This is a genomic window from Streptomyces sp. 1222.5, assembly GCF_900105245.1.
GTDB classification, from domain to species: domain Bacteria; phylum Actinomycetota; class Actinomycetes; order Streptomycetales; family Streptomycetaceae; genus Streptomyces; species Streptomyces albidocamelliae.
The window spans coordinates 2,618,775-2,636,121 of record NZ_FNSZ01000001.1 but is presented as its reverse complement, the minus strand read 5'-3'; the positions used below and the strand labels follow the sequence as shown (position 1 = coordinate 2,636,121).

Here is a 17,347-nt window from a genome sequence, read left to right as displayed (position 1 = left end):
GGGCCGTCCTCGGTCAGTTCGTGCCGTCCGGCACCGCCCCCACCTGCACCATCGGCTTCCCCCGCTTCCGGGACACGAACACGCCCCGGCCCGCCGGCATCGGGCGGGGGCGGACGCCGCCCAGCAGGTCGCCCTCGGCCGGGTCGCCCGCGAGGACCACGCCCTGCGCGCCGAGTTCCTTGATGCGCTGCATGAAGGCCTCGTAGCCGGCGCGGCCGGCGCCCGCCGTGGAGCGGGCGATGATGAAGCGCACACCGACGTCGCGGGCGAACGGCAGCAGTTCCGTCAGAGCCGCCAGCGGGTTGCCGCTCGACGTGGACACGAGGTCGTAGTCGTCGATGACGACGTACACCGTGGGGCCCCGCCACCAGCTGCGGTCGCGCAGCTGCTCCGGCGTCACGTCCGCGGTCGGCGTGCGGCGCTGCATCAGGTCCGCCAGCGCGTCCATGTGGTGCTGCATCTGGTTCGACATCGGGATGTACTCCGCCAGGTGGGACGGCGGGGTCACGCCCAGCAGCGAGCGGCGGTTGTCGACGACGAACAGCTTGCAGGCGTTGCCGTCGTAGCGCTCGGTGAGCCGCTTGATGAGCAGCCGCAGCAGGTTCGACTTGCCGGACTCGCTCTCACCGAACACCAGGAAGAACGGGTCCTGCTCGAAGTCCACGAACACCGGCTCGAGGTTGTCCTCGTCGAGGGCGAAGGAGACGCCCCGGTTCGGGAAGCGGTCGCCCGGGGGAAGCTGGGTCGCCGGGAACTCGCGGGGCAGCAGGCGTACCTCCGGTGCGCCCGGCTCCTGCCAGTGGCGGGTGACCTCCGCCGCGAGAGCGGTCGTCGCCTCCGCGAGGTCCGTGTCGGAGGAGAGGCCGTCGATGCGCGGGACCGCCGCCATGAAGTGCTGCTTCTGCGGGGTCTGGCCGCGCCCCGGGACACCCGTGGGCACGTTCGCCGCGACCTTGCGGTCGATCTCGGAGTCCATGGGGTCGCCCAGCCGCAGCTCCAGGCGGTTCATCAGGTGGTCCTTGAGGTTCGCCCGCACCTCCATGGCACGCGACGCCGTCAGGATCACGTGGATGCCGTAGCCGAGGCCGCGCGCGGCGATGTCCAGGACCAGCGGCTCCAACGCCTCGTAGTCGGTGCGGAAGTTGCCCCAGCCGTCGATGACCAGGAAGACGTCGCCCCAGGGCTGGTCGGCCACCGAGATGTCGCCCCGCGCGCGCCGGGAGCGGAACTCCGCGATGGAGGAGATGCCCGCGGAGCGGAAGTACTCCTCGCGGCGGGTCATGACGCCGTACACCTCCGCCGTCGTACGCCGGACCTTCTCCGGGTCCAGACGCGAGGCGACACCGCCCACGTGCGGCAGGCCGGCCACCGCGGCCAGACCGCCGCCACCGAAGTCCAGTCCGTAGAACTGGACCTCGTGCGGGGTGTGGGTGAGCGCGAAGGACGCGATCAGCGAGCGCAGCAGCGTCGACTTGCCGGACTGCGGACCGCCGATGATCTGCATGTGGCCTGCCGCGCCGCCGAAGTCGACCCACAGCGGGTCGCGCCGCTGCTCGTACGGCTTGTCGACGAGACCGACCGGGATGACCAGCCGGCCCGCGCCCTCGTAGCCCGGCTGCGTCATGCCGCGGCCGGCGACCGGCGCCAGCCCCGGCAGCAGCCCGTCGAGCGACGGCGGGCTGTCCAGCGGAGGCAGCCACACCTGGTGGGCGGCCGGGCCCTGCGCCTCCAGGCGCCGCACGATCACGTCGAGCACGGTGTCGGCGAGCGCGTCGTCCTGCCGCTCGTCCGGCTCCTCCCGGCGCTGCTGGGGGATCGGCGCGTACTGCACCGGGACGTCGGCCGCCGTGAACAGCACCGGCCGGCGGTCGACGGGCAGCGGACCGCCGAACGCCGCGGCCGCCTGCGAACTCGTGCGGTACACACCGGAGACGTACGCCGCCTTGAACCGGACCATTTCGTCCGTGCCGAACTTCAGGAAGCCGGAACCCGGGACGTTCGGCAGCTCGTAGGCGTCCGGGACGCCGAGCGCGGCACGCGACTCCGCCGCGGAGAACGTCCGCAGACCGATGCGGTACGACAGATACGTCTCCAGACCGCGCAGCCGGCCCTCCTCCAGGCGCTGCGAGGCCAGCAGCAGGTGCACGCCCAGCGACCGGCCGATGCGGCCGATCTGCACGAACATCTCGATGAAGTCCGGCTTCGCGGTGAGCAGTTCGCTGAACTCGTCGATGACCAGGACCAGGGACGGGATCGGCTGCAGCGGGGCGCCCGCCGCGCGCGCCTTCTCGTAGTCGTGGATGTTCGCGTAGTTGCCCGCGTCGCGGAGCATCTCCTGGCGGCGGTTGAGCTCACCGCGGATCGAGTCGCCCATGCGGTCGACCAGGGTGAGGTCGTCCGCCAGGTTGGTGATCACGGCCGCGACGTGCGGCATCTGGGCCATGCCGGCGAACGTGGCACCGCCCTTGAAGTCGGCGAGGACGAAGTTCAGCGTCTCGGAGGAATGGGTCACGGCGAGGCCGAGGACCAGCGTGCGCAGCAGCTCCGACTTGCCGGAACCGGTCGCGCCGACACACAGGCCGTGCGGGCCCATGCCCTCCTGGGCCGCCTCCTTGAGGTCGAGCATCACGGGCCGGCCGTCCTCGCCGAGACCGATCGGCACGCGCAGCCGCTCCGACTGCGAGCGCGGCCGCCACGTCCGCTTCGGATCGACGGAGGCCGCGTCGCCCAGGTTTAGCAGATCCGTGAACTCCAGGTTGGCGAGCAGCGGTTCGTTGTCGTCCCCGCCCGACGCCACGCGCAGCGGCGCCAGTTGACGCGCGAGGGCCTCCGCGGCCTCGTACGACAGGACGTCCGGCGTCCCCTCGTAGACCATGCCGTGCCCCGACTCCAGGCGCAGCTCGGCGGGCGTCACGACGACGGAGAGATCGCCGCGGCCGGCGGTGAGGTCACCCGGCACGACCTCCAGGACGGTCACGCCCTGCAGACCCTCGGGGTTGGCCAGCAGCGACGACGGCGGCAGGGAGATGCCGTCGAGTACGACCACCAGATGCGGCTGCTCGGGGACCGGGGGGCCGCCGGGGTGGAAACGCGGGCGGCCCTCCAGGCGGGAGGCGAGGCGGTCCTCCAGCTCGACGGGGTCGGTGGTGATCAGGCGCATGCTGCCGGCGCCGTCGGCGAGGCCCGGGGCCTGCACGTGCGGCAGCCACTTGGCCCACTCCCACTCGGGCGCCGACTCGCGTCCGGTGACGACGGCGAACACCAGGTCCTCGGGGGAGTGCAGGGAGGCGAGGGAACCGGCGACGGCACGGGCGGTGCCCCGCACGGTGGCCGGCTCACCGCTGATCGTCACGTGGTAGAAGGCGCGCAGCGAGACCGCCATCGGCAGGTCGTCGAGGGTGCTGTGGGTGGCCACGAAGCGCTGCATGGCGCCCGCGGTCAGCGGCTCCAGCTCGTCGACCGGCGCGGTCTGCGGCGGGATCAGGGCGGTTGCCAGGGCCTGCGGGCCGAGGCCCACCCGGACCTGCCCGAAGTCCTCGTCGGCGGTACGCCGTTCCCACACCCGGCTGCCCTCGGCGACCAGCGCCCACAATTGCTCCGGCGAAGGGTGCAGGTAGTACTGGGCGTCGCGCTGGGACATCGCGGTGTCCAGGGCGGCGCGCCGGGTCTGCGACAGGTAACGCAGGTAGTCACGGCGCATGTCGGCCAACTGCCCCTGGTTTCCCCGGCGGTAGCGGATGAGCATCGAGATGCCCATCGCGATCGTCGAGGCCACCATCACCATGCCCATGATCTTCATGAAGGGCTGGGCCTGGGGGTTGAAGAAGAACACCACGGATCCGCCCATGCCGAGCATGGGCAGGAGCTGCATCAGCGCGCCTTCCTGCTGTCCGCGCGGAAGTTCCGGCGGAGCCTGCAGGATCACCTCGTCCGTGGGCACTTCCTTCGGCAGTGCCCGTGGCGGGCGCTTGACGACGATGTGGCTCACTACGCACCAATTCCCTTGCCGGACCGAGATGTTTCGTCCGCCGCCCCGTGTCAGGCGGACGTGGACCGCGAAGCGCGATCCTACTGACAACCACCGGCAACGCCGGGCGGTAGGGTGCCGTGAGATGCGTGAGCAGTTGCGAATCGTTCTGGGAAAACCCGGGCATTTGGCAACGGTTCGAAGCAGGTGCCACCCCGCGAACCCCGGATGCGGCCGCCCGGTCGGCCGGCGGAGCGCGGGGCGCCGCACAACCTGCACAGGATCTTTACGGGCGGAAGGGTGCGCGGCGGCACCGGGAGCCGCCCCACAACCGACGAGGGGGAACAGCAGGTGAGCATGACGGCCTCCGCGCCGGCCGGCGCGACCGGTGGACCGGGCTCCGGAGCCCCTTCCGGGGCGGGCATGGGGTTCGGCTTCTGCCGGGTCACCATCGTGGCGCCCGACAGCCGCATCGACGTGGCCCTGCCCGACGACGTACCCGTCGCCGACCTGTATCCGGAGATCCTGCGCCTCTCGCAGCAGAGCCCCGCCGAGGGCGCCCCGGTCGGCTACCACCTCGTCCGGCGTGACGGCACCGTCCTCGACGGCGCCCGGTCCTTCACGGCCCAGCGCATCCTCGACGGCGAACTGCTGACCCTGCGCCCGTTCGCCGAGTCGCTGCCGCCCGCCGTCCTCGACGACGTCTCCGAGGCGGTGGCCGCCGCCGTCACCCGCGACCGCACCCTGTGGGGCGGCGACCTCACCCGCGCCGCGGGTCTCGTCGCGGGCGGCGTCCTGCCCGTGCTCCTCGCGTTCGTCGCCTGGAGCTCGCAGGTCCGCCACGACATGTACAGCCTCCAGGGCATCATCGCGGGCGTCGCCGGCATCCTGCTGGTCACCATGGCCTGCGTACGCGCGCGTGTGTACGACGACCGGGGATCCGCGGTCGCCCTGGGGCTCGGCGCCCTGCCCAACGTCGGCGTGGCCGGTTCGGGGCTGCTGCCGCTCTCCGCCGGCGAGGGCATCGGACGGCTGCAGTTCCTGCTCGCCTGCACGGCGGTCCTGGTCGCCGCCCTGGTGCTCACTCTCGTCTCACCGGGCGGCGACGGACCCTTCGTGGCGTTCGTCTTCGCCTCCGCCATCGGCCTGATCACCAGCTTCATCGCGATCCTCACCGAACTGCGGCCCATCGAGACGGCCGCGATCTGCGCCCCGCTGTCGGTCGTGGCGCTGGCCTTCCTGCCCGGACTGTCCATGCGGTTCGCGCGACTGCCCATCGGCTTCGAACCGCCGAACCCCTCGCGCGCCGGCTACGACAGCGGTGAGCCCGCCGCGCAGGAGCCCGTGGACGCCGAGCGGGTGGCCGCGCAGGCCCGGCGCGGCCACGAACTCCTCGTCGGCCTGGTCGGCGGCTGCGCCCTCGTCGCCGTGGGCGCGTCGATCGTCCTCGGCTTCTCCAGCAACGCCTGGGCGCAGCTCCTGGCCCTGGCCACGGGCCTCGCGATGCTGATGCGCGCGCACCTGTTCCGCTACACCGCCCAGGTCGGCGCCACCCTCGCCGCGGGTTTCGCCGCGATCGTCTTCCTCGGCCTCGGGCTCGCCCTGAACCCGCCCCGCGGCTACCTGATCGACGCCCTCCAGGGCCACGCCACCGACCTCGACATCCGCAGCGTCTGGCTCGCCGCGGCGGTCGGCGCGGCCACGGTCCTGGTCACCGCGATCGGCCTCGTCACCCCGCGCCGCGGTGTCACCCCCTTCTGGGGCCGCTTCCTGGAGATCGCCGAGAGCTTCGTCCTGCTCACGCTGATCCCGCTCGCCCTCGCCGTCTTCGACGTGTACGCCCGGGCGCGGGCGATGACCAGCTGACGCCCGCGCAACAGCGGAACACGGGAGGGGGGCGGCACGCACGCGTGCCGCCCCCCTCCCGTGTTCACGTCACTGAGCCGCGAGGCCCCCGTTGCGCTCCGTCGGCTCCAGGTCGAACTCCCCGTCCCGCGCGCCCAGGACGAACGCCCGCCACTCCGCCTCGGTGTACCGCAGCACGGTCCCGGGGTCGAGGGAGGAGCGCATCGCCACCGCACCACCGGGCAGGTACGCGATCTCGACCCGCTCCTCGTGCTCCTCCGTGCCCGGCGCGCCCTGCCACTCGACGCCCGAGATGTCGAGCGCGTAGAGCTCGTCGCGCTCCCGCTCCTTGCGCGCCTTGATCTCCGCTTCCGTCTCCGTCATCCTGCAGCGATCCCCTTCCGGGTGCGTACGGTCCCGGCGCTCACCCTAGTGGCGGTCCGTGCGCCACCAGGGCGGTTCCGGGACGGGGGGAAAGCGGGCCGCCGTCCCCTGGTACCCTGAGTGACGGCCGTTCGTGTACGCACCCCCGGAACCGTCCAGGTTCTGGAGGCCGCGCCCGGCGGACCCCGCCTTCCGAGTAACGGAAGTTCCCTCGAGACGTAGACCGGGGGCACTCGGTGGCCATTCACACCATGAGGAGTACGCGTGTCGCTCGACGCCGCTACGAAGAAGCAGATCATCTCCGAGTTCGGTACCAAGGAGGGTGACACCGGCTCCCCCGAGGTCCAGGTCGCGATGCTCTCCCGTCGGATCTCCGACCTGACGGAGCACCTGAAGACCCACAAGCACGACCACCACTCCCGCCGTGGCCTGCTGATCCTCGTCGGTCAGCGCCGTCGCCTGCTGCAGTACCTGGCGAAGAAGGACATCCAGCGCTTCCGTACGCTGGTCGACCGCCTCGGCATCCGCCGTGGTGCGGCGGGCGCCAAGTAGTACGCCGTGGAGGGAGCGGTTCCCGGGAAGCTCGGGACCGCTCCCTTTGCCGTATGCGGGGCCGGTTCACGCGAACGGGACCTCCGTCGTACGAACGGAAACGTGCGGAGTGTCACTCACGCTTTGTAGTGTGGTAGCACAACGCATTACGGACGACACAGCACGACAATGAACAAGGAGTTGCGCACCTCGCCGCCGCCGGTCCTCGGTAGTGGCCCCCGGGGGGAAGTGAGCCCCGGGTGCTTCGATCGAAGACCGGCCCGCACAGCCCGGCGCGCTTCTCCGCAACCGTCCCCCTGCCACACGGGCAGCCACGGGACGAAGACGAGGAGAAAACGCTAGTGGAGAACGAGACCCACTACGCCGAGGCCGTCATCGACAATGGCGCCTTCGGCACCCGCACCATCCGCTTCGAGACGGGCCGCCTGGCCAAGCAGGCCGCCGGCTCCGCCGTGGCGTACCTGGACGACGACACCATGGTGCTGTCGGCCACCACCGCCTCCAAGAACCCCAAGGACCAGCTCGACTTCTTCCCCCTCACGGTGGACGTCGAGGAGCGGATGTACGCCGCCGGCAAGATCCCCGGCAGCTTCTTCCGCCGTGAGGGCCGGCCGAGCGAGGACGCGATCCTCACCTGCCGCCTGATCGACCGCCCGCTGCGCCCGTCCTTCAAGAAGGGCCTGCGCAACGAGATCCAGGTCGTCGCCACGATCATGGCGCTCAACCCCGACCACCTGTACGACGTCGTCGCGATCAACGCCGCGTCCGCGTCCACGCAGCTGGCCGGCCTGCCCTTCTCCGGCCCGATCGGCGGCGTCCGCGTCGCGCTGATCCGTGGCCAGTGGGTCGCGTTCCCGACGCACACCGAGCTCGAGGACGCGGTCTTCGACATGGTGGTCGCCGGCCGCGTCCTGGAGGACGGCGACGTCGCGATCATGATGGTCGAGGCCGAGGCCACCGATAAGACCATCCAGCTGGTCCAGGGCGGCGCCGAGGCGCCGACCGAGGAGGTCGTCGCCGCCGGTCTGGAAGCCGCGAAGCCCTTCATCAAGGTGCTGTGCCGCGCCCAGGCCGACCTCGCCGCCAAGGCCGCGAAGCCGACCGGCGAGTTCCCGATCTTCCTCGACTACCAGGACGACGTCCTGGAGGCGCTCACCGCCGCCGTCCGCCCGGAGCTCGCCTCCGCGCTGACCATCGCCGGCAAGCAGGAGCGCGAGGCCGAGCTGGACCGCGTCAAGGCGCTCGCCGCCGAGAAGCTCCTGCCGGAGTTCGAGGGCCGCGAGAAGGAGATCTCCGCCGCGTACCGCTCGCTCACCAAGCAGCTGGTCCGTGAGCGCGTGATCAAGGAGAAGAAGCGCATCGACGGTCGCGGTGTCACCGACATCCGCACCCTGGCCGCCGAGGTCGAGGCCATCCCGCGCGTGCACGGCTCCGCGGTGTTCGAGCGTGGCGAGACCCAGATCCTGGGCGTCACCACCCTCAACATGCTCCGCATGGAGCAGCAGCTGGACACCCTCTCCCCGGTGACCCGCAAGCGCTACATGCACAACTACAACTTCCCGCCGTACTCCACCGGCGAGACCGGCCGCGTCGGCTCCCCGAAGCGCCGCGAGATCGGCCACGGCGCCCTCGCCGAGCGCGCCCTCGTGCCGGTCCTGCCGACGCGCGAGGAGTTCCCGTACGCGATCCGCCAGGTCTCCGAGGCGCTGAGCTCCAACGGCTCGACGTCCATGGGCTCGGTGTGCGCCTCCACCATGTCGCTGCTGAACGCCGGTGTGCCGCTGAAGGCCCCCGTCGCCGGTATCGCCATGGGCCTCATCTCCCAGGAGATCGAGGGCGAGACGCACTACGTCACCCTCACCGACATCCTCGGTGCGGAGGACGCCTTCGGCGACATGGACTTCAAGGTCGCCGGCACCAAGGAGTTCGTGACCGCCCTCCAGCTCGACACCAAGCTGGACGGCATCCCGGCCTCCGTCCTGGCCGCCGCCCTGAAGCAGGCCCGTGACGCCCGCCTCCACATCCTCGACGTGATGATGGAAGCGATCGACACGCCGGACGAGATGTCCCCGAACGCCCCGCGGATCATCACCGTCAAGATCCCGGTGGACAAGATCGGTGAGGTCATCGGCCCCAAGGGCAAGATGATCAACCAGATCCAGGAGGACACCGGCGCCGAGATCACGATCGAGGACGACGGCACCATCTACATCGGTGCCGCCGACGGCCCGGCCGCCGAGGCCGCTCGCGCCACGATCAACGGCATCGCCAACCCGACGATGCCCGAGGTCGGCGAGCGCTACCTGGGTACGGTCGTGAAGACGACCACCTTCGGTGCGTTCGTCTCCCTGCTGCCCGGCAAGGACGGTCTGCTGCACATCTCGCAGATCCGCAAGCTCGCCGGCGGCAAGCGCGTGGAGAACGTCGAGGACGTCCTCGGTGTGGGCCAGAAGGTCCAGGTCGAGATCGCCGAGATCGACTCCCGCGGCAAGCTCTCCCTCATCCCCGTGATCGAGGGCGAGGAAGGCGACGACACCGCGAAGGACGACGCCGACCAGTGACGTCCCGTAGCTCCAGGACGACGGCCCGCACCTCTTCGGAGGCGCGGGCCGTCGCCCGTACCCAAACACTCGTCAAGGGCACGGGCGGCATCGGCACGGTCCGCAAGACCACCCTCCCGGGCGGCCTGCGCATCGTCACCGAGACCCTGCCCTCGGTCCGCTCGGCGACCTTCGGCATCTGGGCGCACGTCGGCTCCCGGGACGAGACCCCGGCCCTGAACGGCGCCACGCACTACCTGGAGCACCTGCTCTTCAAGGGCACCTCCAAGCGCAGCGCGCTGGACATCTCCGCCGCCCTCGACGCGGTCGGCGGCGAGATGAACGCGTTCACGGCGAAGGAGTACACGTGCTACTACGCGCGCGTGCTCGACACCGACCTGCCGCTCGCCATAGACGTCGTCTGCGACATGCTGACGGACTCGCTCATCCTCGAGGAGGACGTCAACGTCGAGCGCGGCGCGATCCTCGAAGAGATCGCGATGACCGAGGACGACCCGGGCGACTGCGTGCACGACCTGTTCGCGCACACCATGTTCGGCGACAACGCCCTCGGCCGCCCGGTCCTCGGCACGGTCGACACGGTCAACGCCCTCACCGCGGACCGCATCCGCCGCTTCTACAAGAAGCACTACGACCCGACCCACCTCGTGGTTGCCTGCGCCGGCAACATCGACCACGGCAAGGTCGTACGGCAGGTCCGCGCCGCGTTCGAGAAGTCGGGTGCCCTGAAGAACGCGGACGCCCAGCCGATCGCCCCCCGGGACGGCCGCCGGACCATCCGCGCCACCGGCAAGGTCGAACTGCTCGGCCGCAAGACCGAGCAGGCGCACGTCGTCCTCGGCATGCCCGGTCTCGCCCGCACCGACGACCGCCGCTGGGCCATGGGCGTGCTGAACACCGCCCTCGGCGGCGGCATGTCCTCCCGCCTGTTCCAGGAGGTCCGGGAGAAGCGCGGCCTCGCCTACAGCGTGTACTCGTACACCTCGGGCTTCGCCGACTGCGGCCTGTTCGGCGTGTACGCCGGCTGCCGGCCGAGCCAGGTCCACGACGTGCTGAAGATCTGCCGGGACGAACTCGACCACGTCGCGCAGAACGGCCTCTCCGACGACGAGATCGGCCGCGCCATCGGCCAGCTCCGGGGCTCCACCGTCCTTGGCCTCGAGGACACCGGCGCGCTGATGAACCGTATCGGCAAGAGCGAGCTGTGCTGGGGCGAGCAGATGTCCGTCGACGACATGCTGAGCCGGATAGCCGCGGTCACCCCGGACGAGGTCCGGTCGGTCGCCCGCGACATCCTGGGGCAGCGTCCGTCGCTGTCCGTCATCGGCCCGCTGAAGGACAAGCAGGCCTCCCGGCTGCACGACGCGGTCGCCTGATTCACCACCGGTAAGGAAGCAGGAACATGAGCAAGCTGCGCGTGGCGGTCCTCGGTGCCAAGGGCCGGATCGGATCCGAGGCGGTCAAGGCGATCGAGGCCGCCGAGGACCTGGAACTGGTCGGCGCCCTCGGACGGGGCGACAAGCTGGAGACGCTGGCGGAGGCCGGCGCCCAGGTCGCCGTCGAACTCACCACCCCCGCCTCCGTCATGGGCAACCTCGACTTCTGCGTGCGCCACGGCATCCACGCGGTCGTCGGTACGACGGGCTGGACCGAGGACCGCCTCACGCAGCTGAAGGGCTGGCTCGCCCAGTCCCCGCAGACCGGTGTGCTCATCGCGCCCAACTTCTCCATCGGCGCCGTGCTGACGATGAAGTTCGCGCAGATCGCCGCGCCGTACTTCGAGTCGGTCGAGGTCGTCGAACTGCACCACCCGAACAAGGTGGACGCCCCCTCCGGCACCGCCACGCGCACCGCGCAGCTCATCGCCGAGGCGCGCCGGGCGGCCGGCACCGCCCCGGCGCCGGACGCCACGGTCACCGCGCTGGACGGCGCCCGCGGCGCCTCCGTCGACGGCGTCCCGGTGCACGCGGTCCGCCTGCGCGGCCTGCTGGCCCACCAGGAGGTGCTGCTCGGCGGCGAGGGCGAGACCCTCACCGTCCGCCACGACTCCCTGCACCACAGCAGCTTCATGCCGGGCATCCTGCTCGGCGCACGCCGTGTGGTGACCACTCCGGGCCTGACCTTCGGCCTGGAGAACTTCCTGGACCTGAGCTGACACCCACTCCCATGCGCGCGAAGATCACTTACCTCGTCACGGCCGCCGTCCTCGTCTTCTACTTCGTCCTGGTCGGCAGCCGCGGCGTGATGCTCATCCAGTCCGGCACGCTCCTCACCGTCACCTTCGGGGTGGCCGTGCTGATCCTGCCGGTCATCGGTCTGTGGTTCCTGTGGAAGAACACCCAGTTCGTCCGCCGGGCCAACCAGCTCGCCGCCGAACTCGAGGCCGAGGGCGGCCTGCCCGTCGACGAACTCAAACGCACCGCGAGCGGCCGTATCGACCGCGACTCGGCCGACGAGGTCTTCGCCAGGCGCAAGGCCGAGACCGAGGCGTCCCCCGACGACTGGCGCTCCTGGTTCCGCCTCGCCGTCGCCTACCACGACGCCCGCGACACCCCCCGAGCCCGCAAGGCGATGCAACGGGCGATTGCCCTCCACGCGGGCAGGACCCTGCAGGTGTAGCCGCCACCGTCGGCGCCGGCAGGGCACACAGGGGGCGCCGACGAGCCGTGGGACGCGCATGCCCCCGGGTTGAACCCCGTCAGGCCGTGTGGCGGTGGCCGAGGCACTCAGGAGACGGCGCCGACAGCCCCTTCCGCCGGGGAGCCGCCAGGGTTCCCGTACCTGGGTAAACGATTCAGCCGCGCCGGTACTCCGCCGCCCACGCCTCCACCGTGTCCGCGGCCCGGTCGAAGGCCGTCGGACGGCCAAGGAAATCCAGGGTGTGCGTGGTCGTCAGGGGCGCCGTGTCGTCGGACCGGCGGTCCTTGCGGACGAGCGCCAGCGCCTGCCCCTGCACCGTCCGCGGCAGCCCCAGCCAGCGCACCGGCTGCTGCACCGTACGCACCGAGACGACCCGCGCCCACGGCACGGTCCGCGTCATCAGGAAGCCGACCTGGCGCAGCCCGTGCCCGCTGACCCACACCCCCATGCGCAGCAGCCGCAGGGAGCCGGCGATGACGGCCAGGCCCGTGACGAGGACCGCCGCCGAGGAGGAGAGGCCGTCGGAGGAGAACGAATTCGTCAGGGCGATGAGCACGGCCGCGAACAGCACGAACGAGGCGAGCAGCAACCCCAGCGCGGCCGCGCCCACACGCCACGGGCCGGGCCGGTAGGGGCGCCGCCAGCGCTCCGGGTCGTCGTGGGGCAGCGCGCTCTCGGATGCCGTCTCGAAGCTGCGCTCGGCCGTCAGAAAGGGCAGGGGCACGGCTGGTCCTCACTCGCTCCTCGCGTGGGCTGTGCCCGGTGAGGCTATCCGGCCGGGTTCCCGCTCACCAGCCTTGAGCGTCCGGAAGAGTCAGTGCCCCTGCGACGCCTGGGACTGCTGAACCGGCTTGCCGACCGGCGCCGACAGCGCGGGCATGGCGAGCACCAGCGCGCCGATCAGCCCGGCGACCAGGGTCAGGCCCAGCAGCCAGCGCCCGGCCACCTCCCCGAAGGAGGCCCGCCCACGGGGCGGGGGAGTGACATTGCTGCGGAACCTGTCTGCCTCGGCCAGGAAGGCGAAGGGCACGGGCTCACGCCGACGGAACATGGTGGTTCCCTCTCCTTTCGGGTTTTCGCATCGAACGTGCGGTCCTTGCCGATACAGACGCTCGAAGGACACAAAAGGTGCCCGTGTCCGAAAAATTAGTCGCTGTGACTTCTGGGGCGAGGTACTGCACCAGGCCCCGGCGGGTGCCCCGTAAGGTGGGCGCGAACCACAGAAGTGATGGGAAGGACCCCAACCCCCGTGACCACCGAGTCGCTCACGTTCCGCAGTGACGTCACCGTCGAGCTGGTGAAGTCCAGCGCGTCGGACGCCGACGTCCTCTTCGCCGCCCGCGTCTCCACCGCCGGCGAGCAGTCCCTGGACGAGCTGAAGAAGGACCCCGAGCGCTCCAAGGGCCTGATCAACTACCTGATGCGCGACCGGCACGGCAGCCCGTTCGAGCACAACTCGATGACCTTCTTCATCAGCGCCCCGATCTTCGTCTTCCGCGAGTTCATGCGGCACCGGGTCGGCTGGTCGTACAACGAGGAGTCCGGCCGCTACCGCGAGCTGGAGCCCGTCTTCTACGTCCCCGACGCCTCCCGCAAGCTCGTCCAGGAGGGCCGCCCGGGCAAGTACGTCTTCGTCGAGGGCACCCCCGCCCAGTACGAGGCGGTCAGCGGCACCCTGCGCGACGCGTACGAGCAGGCGTACGCGGCCTACCAGAAGATGCTCGCCGAGGGCGTCGCCCGCGAGGTCGCCCGCGCGGCGCTCCCCGTCGGCCTCTTCTCGTCGATGTACGCCACCTGCAACGCCCGCTCGCTGATGCACTTCCTCGGCCTGCGCACCCAGCACGAGCTGGCCAAGGTGCCGTCCTTCCCGCAGCGGGAGATCGAGATGGTCGGCGAGAAGATGGAGGCGGAGTGGGCGAAGCTCATGCCGCTGACCTACGCCGCCTTCAATGCGAACGGGCGTGTGGCCCCGTAACGAAGCCCTGTTCCGCACCCGAAACGGATGTACGGGTCAGCCTCGTGAGGTGTCCGTATTGCGGCATTTAGAGAAGTTCATCTAGCCTGATCAAACGGACCCGGCACTGCTTGAACCCCCGAGCAGGCAGTGCCGGGCTCCTTATTTGTCCTGACTTTCCCGACACCCCGAGGGCAGACCACGCGTTGAGCACCGAGTAGCGTGTAACCCATGGCTCCGACCTCCACTCCGCAGACCCCCTTCGGGCGGGTCCTCACCGCCATGGTCACGCCCTTCACGGCGGACGGCGCACTCGACCTCGACGGCGCGCAGCGGCTCGCCGCCCACCTGGTGGACGCAGGCAACGACGGCCTGATCATCAACGGCACCACCGGCGAGTCCCCCACCACCAGCGACGCGGAGAAAGCGGACCTCGTACGAGCCGTCCTGGAGGCCGTCGGCGACCGCGCCCACGTGGTGGCCGGTGTCGGCACCAACGACACCCGCCACAGCATCGAGCTGGCGCGCGAGGCGGAGCGCATCGGAGCCCACGGCCTCCTGGTCGTCACGCCGTACTACAACAAGCCCCCGCAAGAGGGCCTGTACCGGCACTTCACCACCGTCGCCGACGCCACCGGCCTGCCGGTGATGCTGTACGACATCCCGGGCCGCAGCGGCGTCCCGATCAACACCGAGACGCTCGTCCGCCTCGCCGAGCACCCCCGGATCGTCGCCAACAAGGACGCCAAGGGCGACCTCGGCCGCGCCGGCTGGGCCATCGCCCAGTCCGGCCTCGCCTGGTACTCCGGCGACGACATGCTGAACCTGCCGCTGCTCTCCGTGGGCGCGGTCGGCTTCGTCTCGGTCGTCGGCCACGTCGTCACCCCGGACCTGCGCGCCCTCGTCGAGGCGTACACCTCGGGCGATGTCGTCAAGGCCACCGAGATCCACCAGAAGCTCCTCCCGGTCTACACCGGCATGTTCCGCACGCAGGGCGTCATGACGACGAAGGCCGCGCTCGCCCTCCAGGGCCTGCCGGCCGGACCCCTGCGGGCGCCCATGGTCGAGTGCTCGCCCGAGGAGATCGCACAGCTCAAGATCGATCTTGCCGCCGGCGGGGTACAGCTCTGACAACAGACTTCGCACCGCGCGGGCCCCACAGGCTTCACAACTGAAGAACAACTGCATACGCGGGACACGGTGCCCGCACCCCACAACGACAACTGCTTCTGCACGAACGTCATGCGCGCCACGTGCCGTACCGGTACGTGGCGCGCGTGGTGAGGAGAGTCTTTTGAGTCATCCGCATCCCGAACTCGGTTCCCCGCCGCCGCTCCCCGAGGGCGGCCTCCGAGTCACCCCGCTCGGCGGTCTCGGCGAGATCGGCCGAAACATGACGGTCTTCGAGTACGGGGGCCGCCTGCTGATCGTCGACTGCGGAGTGCTCTTCCCCGAGGAGGAGCAGCCGGGAATCGACCTGATCCTGCCGGACTTCTCGTCCATCCGGGACCGCCTCGACGACATCGAGGGCATCGTGCTCACGCACGGCCACGAGGACCACATCGGTGGCGTCCCCTTCCTGCTCCGCGAGAAGCCGGACATCCCGCTGATCGGCTCCAAGCTGACCCTCGCCCTGATCGAGGCCAAGCTCCAGGAGCACCGGATCCGCCCGTACACGCTCGAGGTGGCGGAGGGGAACCGCGAACGCGTCGGCCCCTTCGACTGCGAGTTCGTCGCCGTCAACCACTCCATCCCGGACGCGCTCGCGGTCGCCATCCGCACGCCGGCCGGCATGGTGGTCCACACCGGTGACTTCAAGATGGACCAGCTCCCGCTGGACAACCGGCTCACCGACCTCCACGCCTTCGCGCGGCTGAGCGAGGAGGGCATCGACCTCCTGCTCGCCGACTCGACGAACGCCGAGGTGCCGGGCTTCGTCCCGCCCGAGCGCGACATCTCGAACGTCCTGCGGCAGGTCTTCGCCGGTGCCCGCAAGCGGATCATCGTGGCGAGCTTCGCCAGCCACGTCCACCGCATCCAGCAGATTCTGGACGCCGCCCACGAGTACGGCCGCCGGGTCGCCTTCGTCGGCCGCTCCATGGTCCGCAACATGGGCATCGCCCGGGACCTCGGCTATCTGAAGGTCCCGCCGGGTCTGGTGGTCGACGTCAAGACGCTCGACGACCTGCCCGACCACCAGGTGGTCCTGGTCTGCACGGGTTCCCAGGGCGAGCCGATGGCGGCCCTGTCCCGCATGGCCAACCGGGACCACCAGATCCGCATCGTCGACGGCGACACGGTCATCCTGGCGTCCTCGCTGATCCCCGGTAACGAGAACGCGGTCTACCGGGTGATCAACGGCCTGACCCGCTGGGGCGCCAACGTCGTCCACAAGGGCAACGCCAAGGTGCACGTCTCCGGGCACGCGTCCGCGGGCGAGCTGCTGTACTTCTACAACATCTGCCGCCCGAAGAACCTGATGCCCGTCCACGGCGAATGGCGCCACCTGCGCGCCAACGCGGAGCTGGGCGCGCTCACGGGTGTCCCGCACGACCGGATCGTCATCGCCGAGGACGGCGTGGCGGTGGACCTGATCGAGGGCAAGGCCAAGATCTCCGGGAAGGTCCAGGCCGGTTACGTCTACGTGGACGGCCTCTCGGTCGGCGATGTCGGTGAGCCGGCCCTCAAGGACCGCAAGATCCTCGGGGACGAGGGCATCATCTCGGTCTTCCTGGTCATCGACTCCTCGACCGGCAAGATCACCGGAGGCCCGCACGTGCAGGCCCGGGGCTCCGGCATCGAGGACGCGGCCTTCGCCGACGTCCTGCCGAAGATCACCGAGGTCCTGGAGCGCTCGGCGCAGGACGGTGTCGTAGAGCCCCACCAGCTCCAGCAACTCATCCGCCGCACCCTCGGCAAGTGGGTCTCGGACACCTATCGCCGCAGGCCGATGATCCTGCCGGTGGTGGTCGAGGTCTGACGGTCCGACGACCGCTCGTCCGCGTGAACCTGGAGCGGGGCCCCTCGATTTGCATCGGGGCGCCCCGCTCCAGTACGTTTACGGCTCTGCCCGACCGGGAACCCCAGCACTTCATGCGCTGGACACAGGTGCCCGGAGGGGGTGGGAAAACCGGCTCAGAACTTCTGATAAAGTCGGTACCGCCGGAAAGGGAAACGCGAAAGCGAGAACCTGGAAAGCACCGAGGAAATCGGATCGGAAAGATCTGATAGAGTCGGAAACACCGAAGGGAAGCCCGGAGGAAAGCCCGAGAGGGTGAGTACAAAGGAAGCGACCGTTCCTTGAGAACTCAACAGCGTGCCAAAAATCAACGCCAGATTAGTTGATACCCCGTCTCCGGTCATCACGATCGGGGCGAGGTTCCTTTGAAAAAACACAGCGAGGACGCTGTGAACCATCGGACTATTCCTCCGGTGGTTCCGCTC

At 70.2% G+C, this 17,347-nt stretch carries 14 protein-coding genes; 9 read left to right on the top strand and 5 right to left on the bottom strand.

The features are described 5' to 3' along the window. Nucleotides 1-13: 13 nt before the first annotated feature. On the bottom strand, nucleotides 14-3,988 hold the full coding sequence (gene eccCa / locus BLW57_RS11705) for a type VII secretion protein EccCa (RefSeq protein ID WP_093474225.1): 3,975 nt from the start codon (nucleotides 3,986-3,988) through the stop codon (nucleotides 14-16). 336 nt (nucleotides 3,989-4,324) lie between these two features. Between eccCa and eccD the strand changes: the two genes are divergently transcribed. Next, the gene (gene eccD, locus BLW57_RS11695) at nucleotides 4,325-5,833 is read left to right on the top strand and encodes a type VII secretion integral membrane protein EccD (RefSeq protein WP_093474223.1); all 1,509 of its coding nucleotides are present in this window, start codon (nucleotides 4,325-4,327) and stop codon (nucleotides 5,831-5,833) included. 69 nt (nucleotides 5,834-5,902) lie between these two features. Here eccD and BLW57_RS11690 read toward each other — a convergent pair whose 3' ends face one another. Next, nucleotides 5,903-6,196 carry a DUF397 domain-containing protein gene (locus BLW57_RS11690; protein ID WP_093474222.1) on the bottom strand — a complete coding sequence of 98 codons (294 nt, stop codon included), beginning with the start codon at nucleotides 6,194-6,196 and terminating at the stop codon, nucleotides 5,903-5,905. Between the two features lie 264 nt (nucleotides 6,197-6,460). On the opposite strand from BLW57_RS11690, the gene rpsO reads away from it, so the two are divergent. The 5 genes from rpsO to BLW57_RS11665 all read left to right on the top strand — a co-directional run bounded on the left by rpsO (nucleotide 6,461) and on the right by BLW57_RS11665 (nucleotide 11,928). Beyond that, a complete protein-coding gene (rpsO, locus tag BLW57_RS11685; RefSeq protein ID WP_033529274.1) occupies nucleotides 6,461-6,748 on the top strand; it encodes a 30S ribosomal protein S15 in 288 nt (95 codons plus the stop codon). A gap of 341 nt (nucleotides 6,749-7,089) precedes the next feature. Further along, nucleotides 7,090-9,309 carry a polyribonucleotide nucleotidyltransferase gene (locus BLW57_RS11680; RefSeq protein ID WP_093474220.1) on the top strand — a complete coding sequence of 740 codons (2,220 nt, stop codon included), beginning with the start codon at nucleotides 7,090-7,092 and terminating at the stop codon, nucleotides 9,307-9,309. After that, nucleotides 9,306-10,685, top strand: a complete 1,380-nt coding sequence (locus tag BLW57_RS11675) for a M16 family metallopeptidase (protein WP_093474219.1) — start codon at nucleotides 9,306-9,308, stop codon at nucleotides 10,683-10,685. The genes BLW57_RS11680 and BLW57_RS11675 overlap by 4 nt, the downstream gene beginning before the upstream one ends. 26 nt (nucleotides 10,686-10,711) lie before the next feature. Continuing rightward, nucleotides 10,712-11,464, top strand: coding sequence for a 4-hydroxy-tetrahydrodipicolinate reductase (dapB, locus tag BLW57_RS11670; RefSeq protein ID WP_093474217.1), 753 nt, complete (start codon nucleotides 10,712-10,714; stop codon nucleotides 11,462-11,464). Between the two features lie 11 nt (nucleotides 11,465-11,475). Further along, nucleotides 11,476-11,928 carry a tetratricopeptide repeat protein gene (locus BLW57_RS11665; RefSeq protein ID WP_093474216.1) on the top strand — a complete coding sequence of 151 codons (453 nt, stop codon included), beginning with the start codon at nucleotides 11,476-11,478 and terminating at the stop codon, nucleotides 11,926-11,928. 175 nt (nucleotides 11,929-12,103) lie between these two features. On the opposite strand, the gene BLW57_RS11660 is transcribed toward BLW57_RS11665, so the two are convergent. Together BLW57_RS11660 and BLW57_RS11655 are read right to left on the bottom strand one after the other, a co-directional pair. Beyond that, nucleotides 12,104-12,673, bottom strand: a complete 570-nt coding sequence (locus BLW57_RS11660; RefSeq protein WP_093474214.1) for a hypothetical protein — start codon at nucleotides 12,671-12,673, stop codon at nucleotides 12,104-12,106. 90 nt (nucleotides 12,674-12,763) lie between these two features. Then, a complete protein-coding gene (locus BLW57_RS11655; RefSeq protein WP_093474213.1) occupies nucleotides 12,764-13,000 on the bottom strand; it encodes a hypothetical protein in 237 nt (78 codons plus the stop codon). Nucleotides 13,001-13,177: 177 nt separating this feature from the next. On the opposite strand from BLW57_RS11655, the gene thyX reads away from it, so the two are divergent. The 3 genes from thyX (at nucleotide 13,178) to BLW57_RS11640 (ending at nucleotide 16,883) form a co-directional block, all read left to right on the top strand. Beyond that, complete coding sequence (thyX, locus tag BLW57_RS11650; RefSeq protein WP_093474211.1) at nucleotides 13,178-13,924, top strand: FAD-dependent thymidylate synthase; 747 nt, start codon at nucleotides 13,178-13,180, stop codon at nucleotides 13,922-13,924. Between the two features lie 210 nt (nucleotides 13,925-14,134). Continuing rightward, nucleotides 14,135-15,034 carry a 4-hydroxy-tetrahydrodipicolinate synthase gene (gene dapA, locus BLW57_RS11645; RefSeq protein WP_073890185.1) on the top strand — a complete coding sequence of 300 codons (900 nt, stop codon included), beginning with the start codon at nucleotides 14,135-14,137 and terminating at the stop codon, nucleotides 15,032-15,034. Nucleotides 15,035-15,197: 163 nt separating this feature from the next. Continuing rightward, nucleotides 15,198-16,883 carry a ribonuclease J gene (locus BLW57_RS11640; RefSeq protein ID WP_093474210.1) on the top strand — a complete coding sequence of 562 codons (1,686 nt, stop codon included), beginning with the start codon at nucleotides 15,198-15,200 and terminating at the stop codon, nucleotides 16,881-16,883. Nucleotides 16,884-17,038: 155 nt separating this feature from the next. Here BLW57_RS11640 and BLW57_RS11635 read toward each other — a convergent pair whose 3' ends face one another. Next, on the bottom strand, nucleotides 17,039-17,320 hold the full coding sequence (locus tag BLW57_RS11635) for a hypothetical protein (RefSeq protein ID WP_176985552.1): 282 nt from the start codon (nucleotides 17,318-17,320) through the stop codon (nucleotides 17,039-17,041). Nucleotides 17,321-17,347: the final 27 nt, after the last annotated feature.

Bases quoted from the DNA above. Each gene is read 5' to 3' on its own strand.
- eccD (WP_093474223.1), top strand. From the start codon at position 4,325: ATGACGGCCTCCGCGCCGGCCGGCGCGACCGGTGGACCGGGCTCCGGA.
- BLW57_RS11690 (WP_093474222.1), bottom strand. From the start codon at position 6,196: ATGACGGAGACGGAAGCGGAGATCAAGGCGCGCAAGGAGCGGGAGCGC.
- BLW57_RS11635 (WP_176985552.1), bottom strand. From the start codon at position 17,320: ATGGTTCACAGCGTCCTCGCTGTGTTTTTTCAAAGGAACCTCGCCCCG.
- dapA (WP_073890185.1), top strand. From the start codon at position 14,135: ATGGCTCCGACCTCCACTCCGCAGACCCCCTTCGGGCGGGTCCTCACC.
- thyX (WP_093474211.1), top strand. From the start codon at position 13,178: ATGGGAAGGACCCCAACCCCCGTGACCACCGAGTCGCTCACGTTCCGC.
- BLW57_RS11665 (WP_093474216.1), top strand. From the start codon at position 11,476: ATGCGCGCGAAGATCACTTACCTCGTCACGGCCGCCGTCCTCGTCTTC.
- dapB (WP_093474217.1), top strand. From the start codon at position 10,712: ATGAGCAAGCTGCGCGTGGCGGTCCTCGGTGCCAAGGGCCGGATCGGA.
- BLW57_RS11655 (WP_093474213.1), bottom strand. From the start codon at position 13,000: ATGTTCCGTCGGCGTGAGCCCGTGCCCTTCGCCTTCCTGGCCGAGGCA.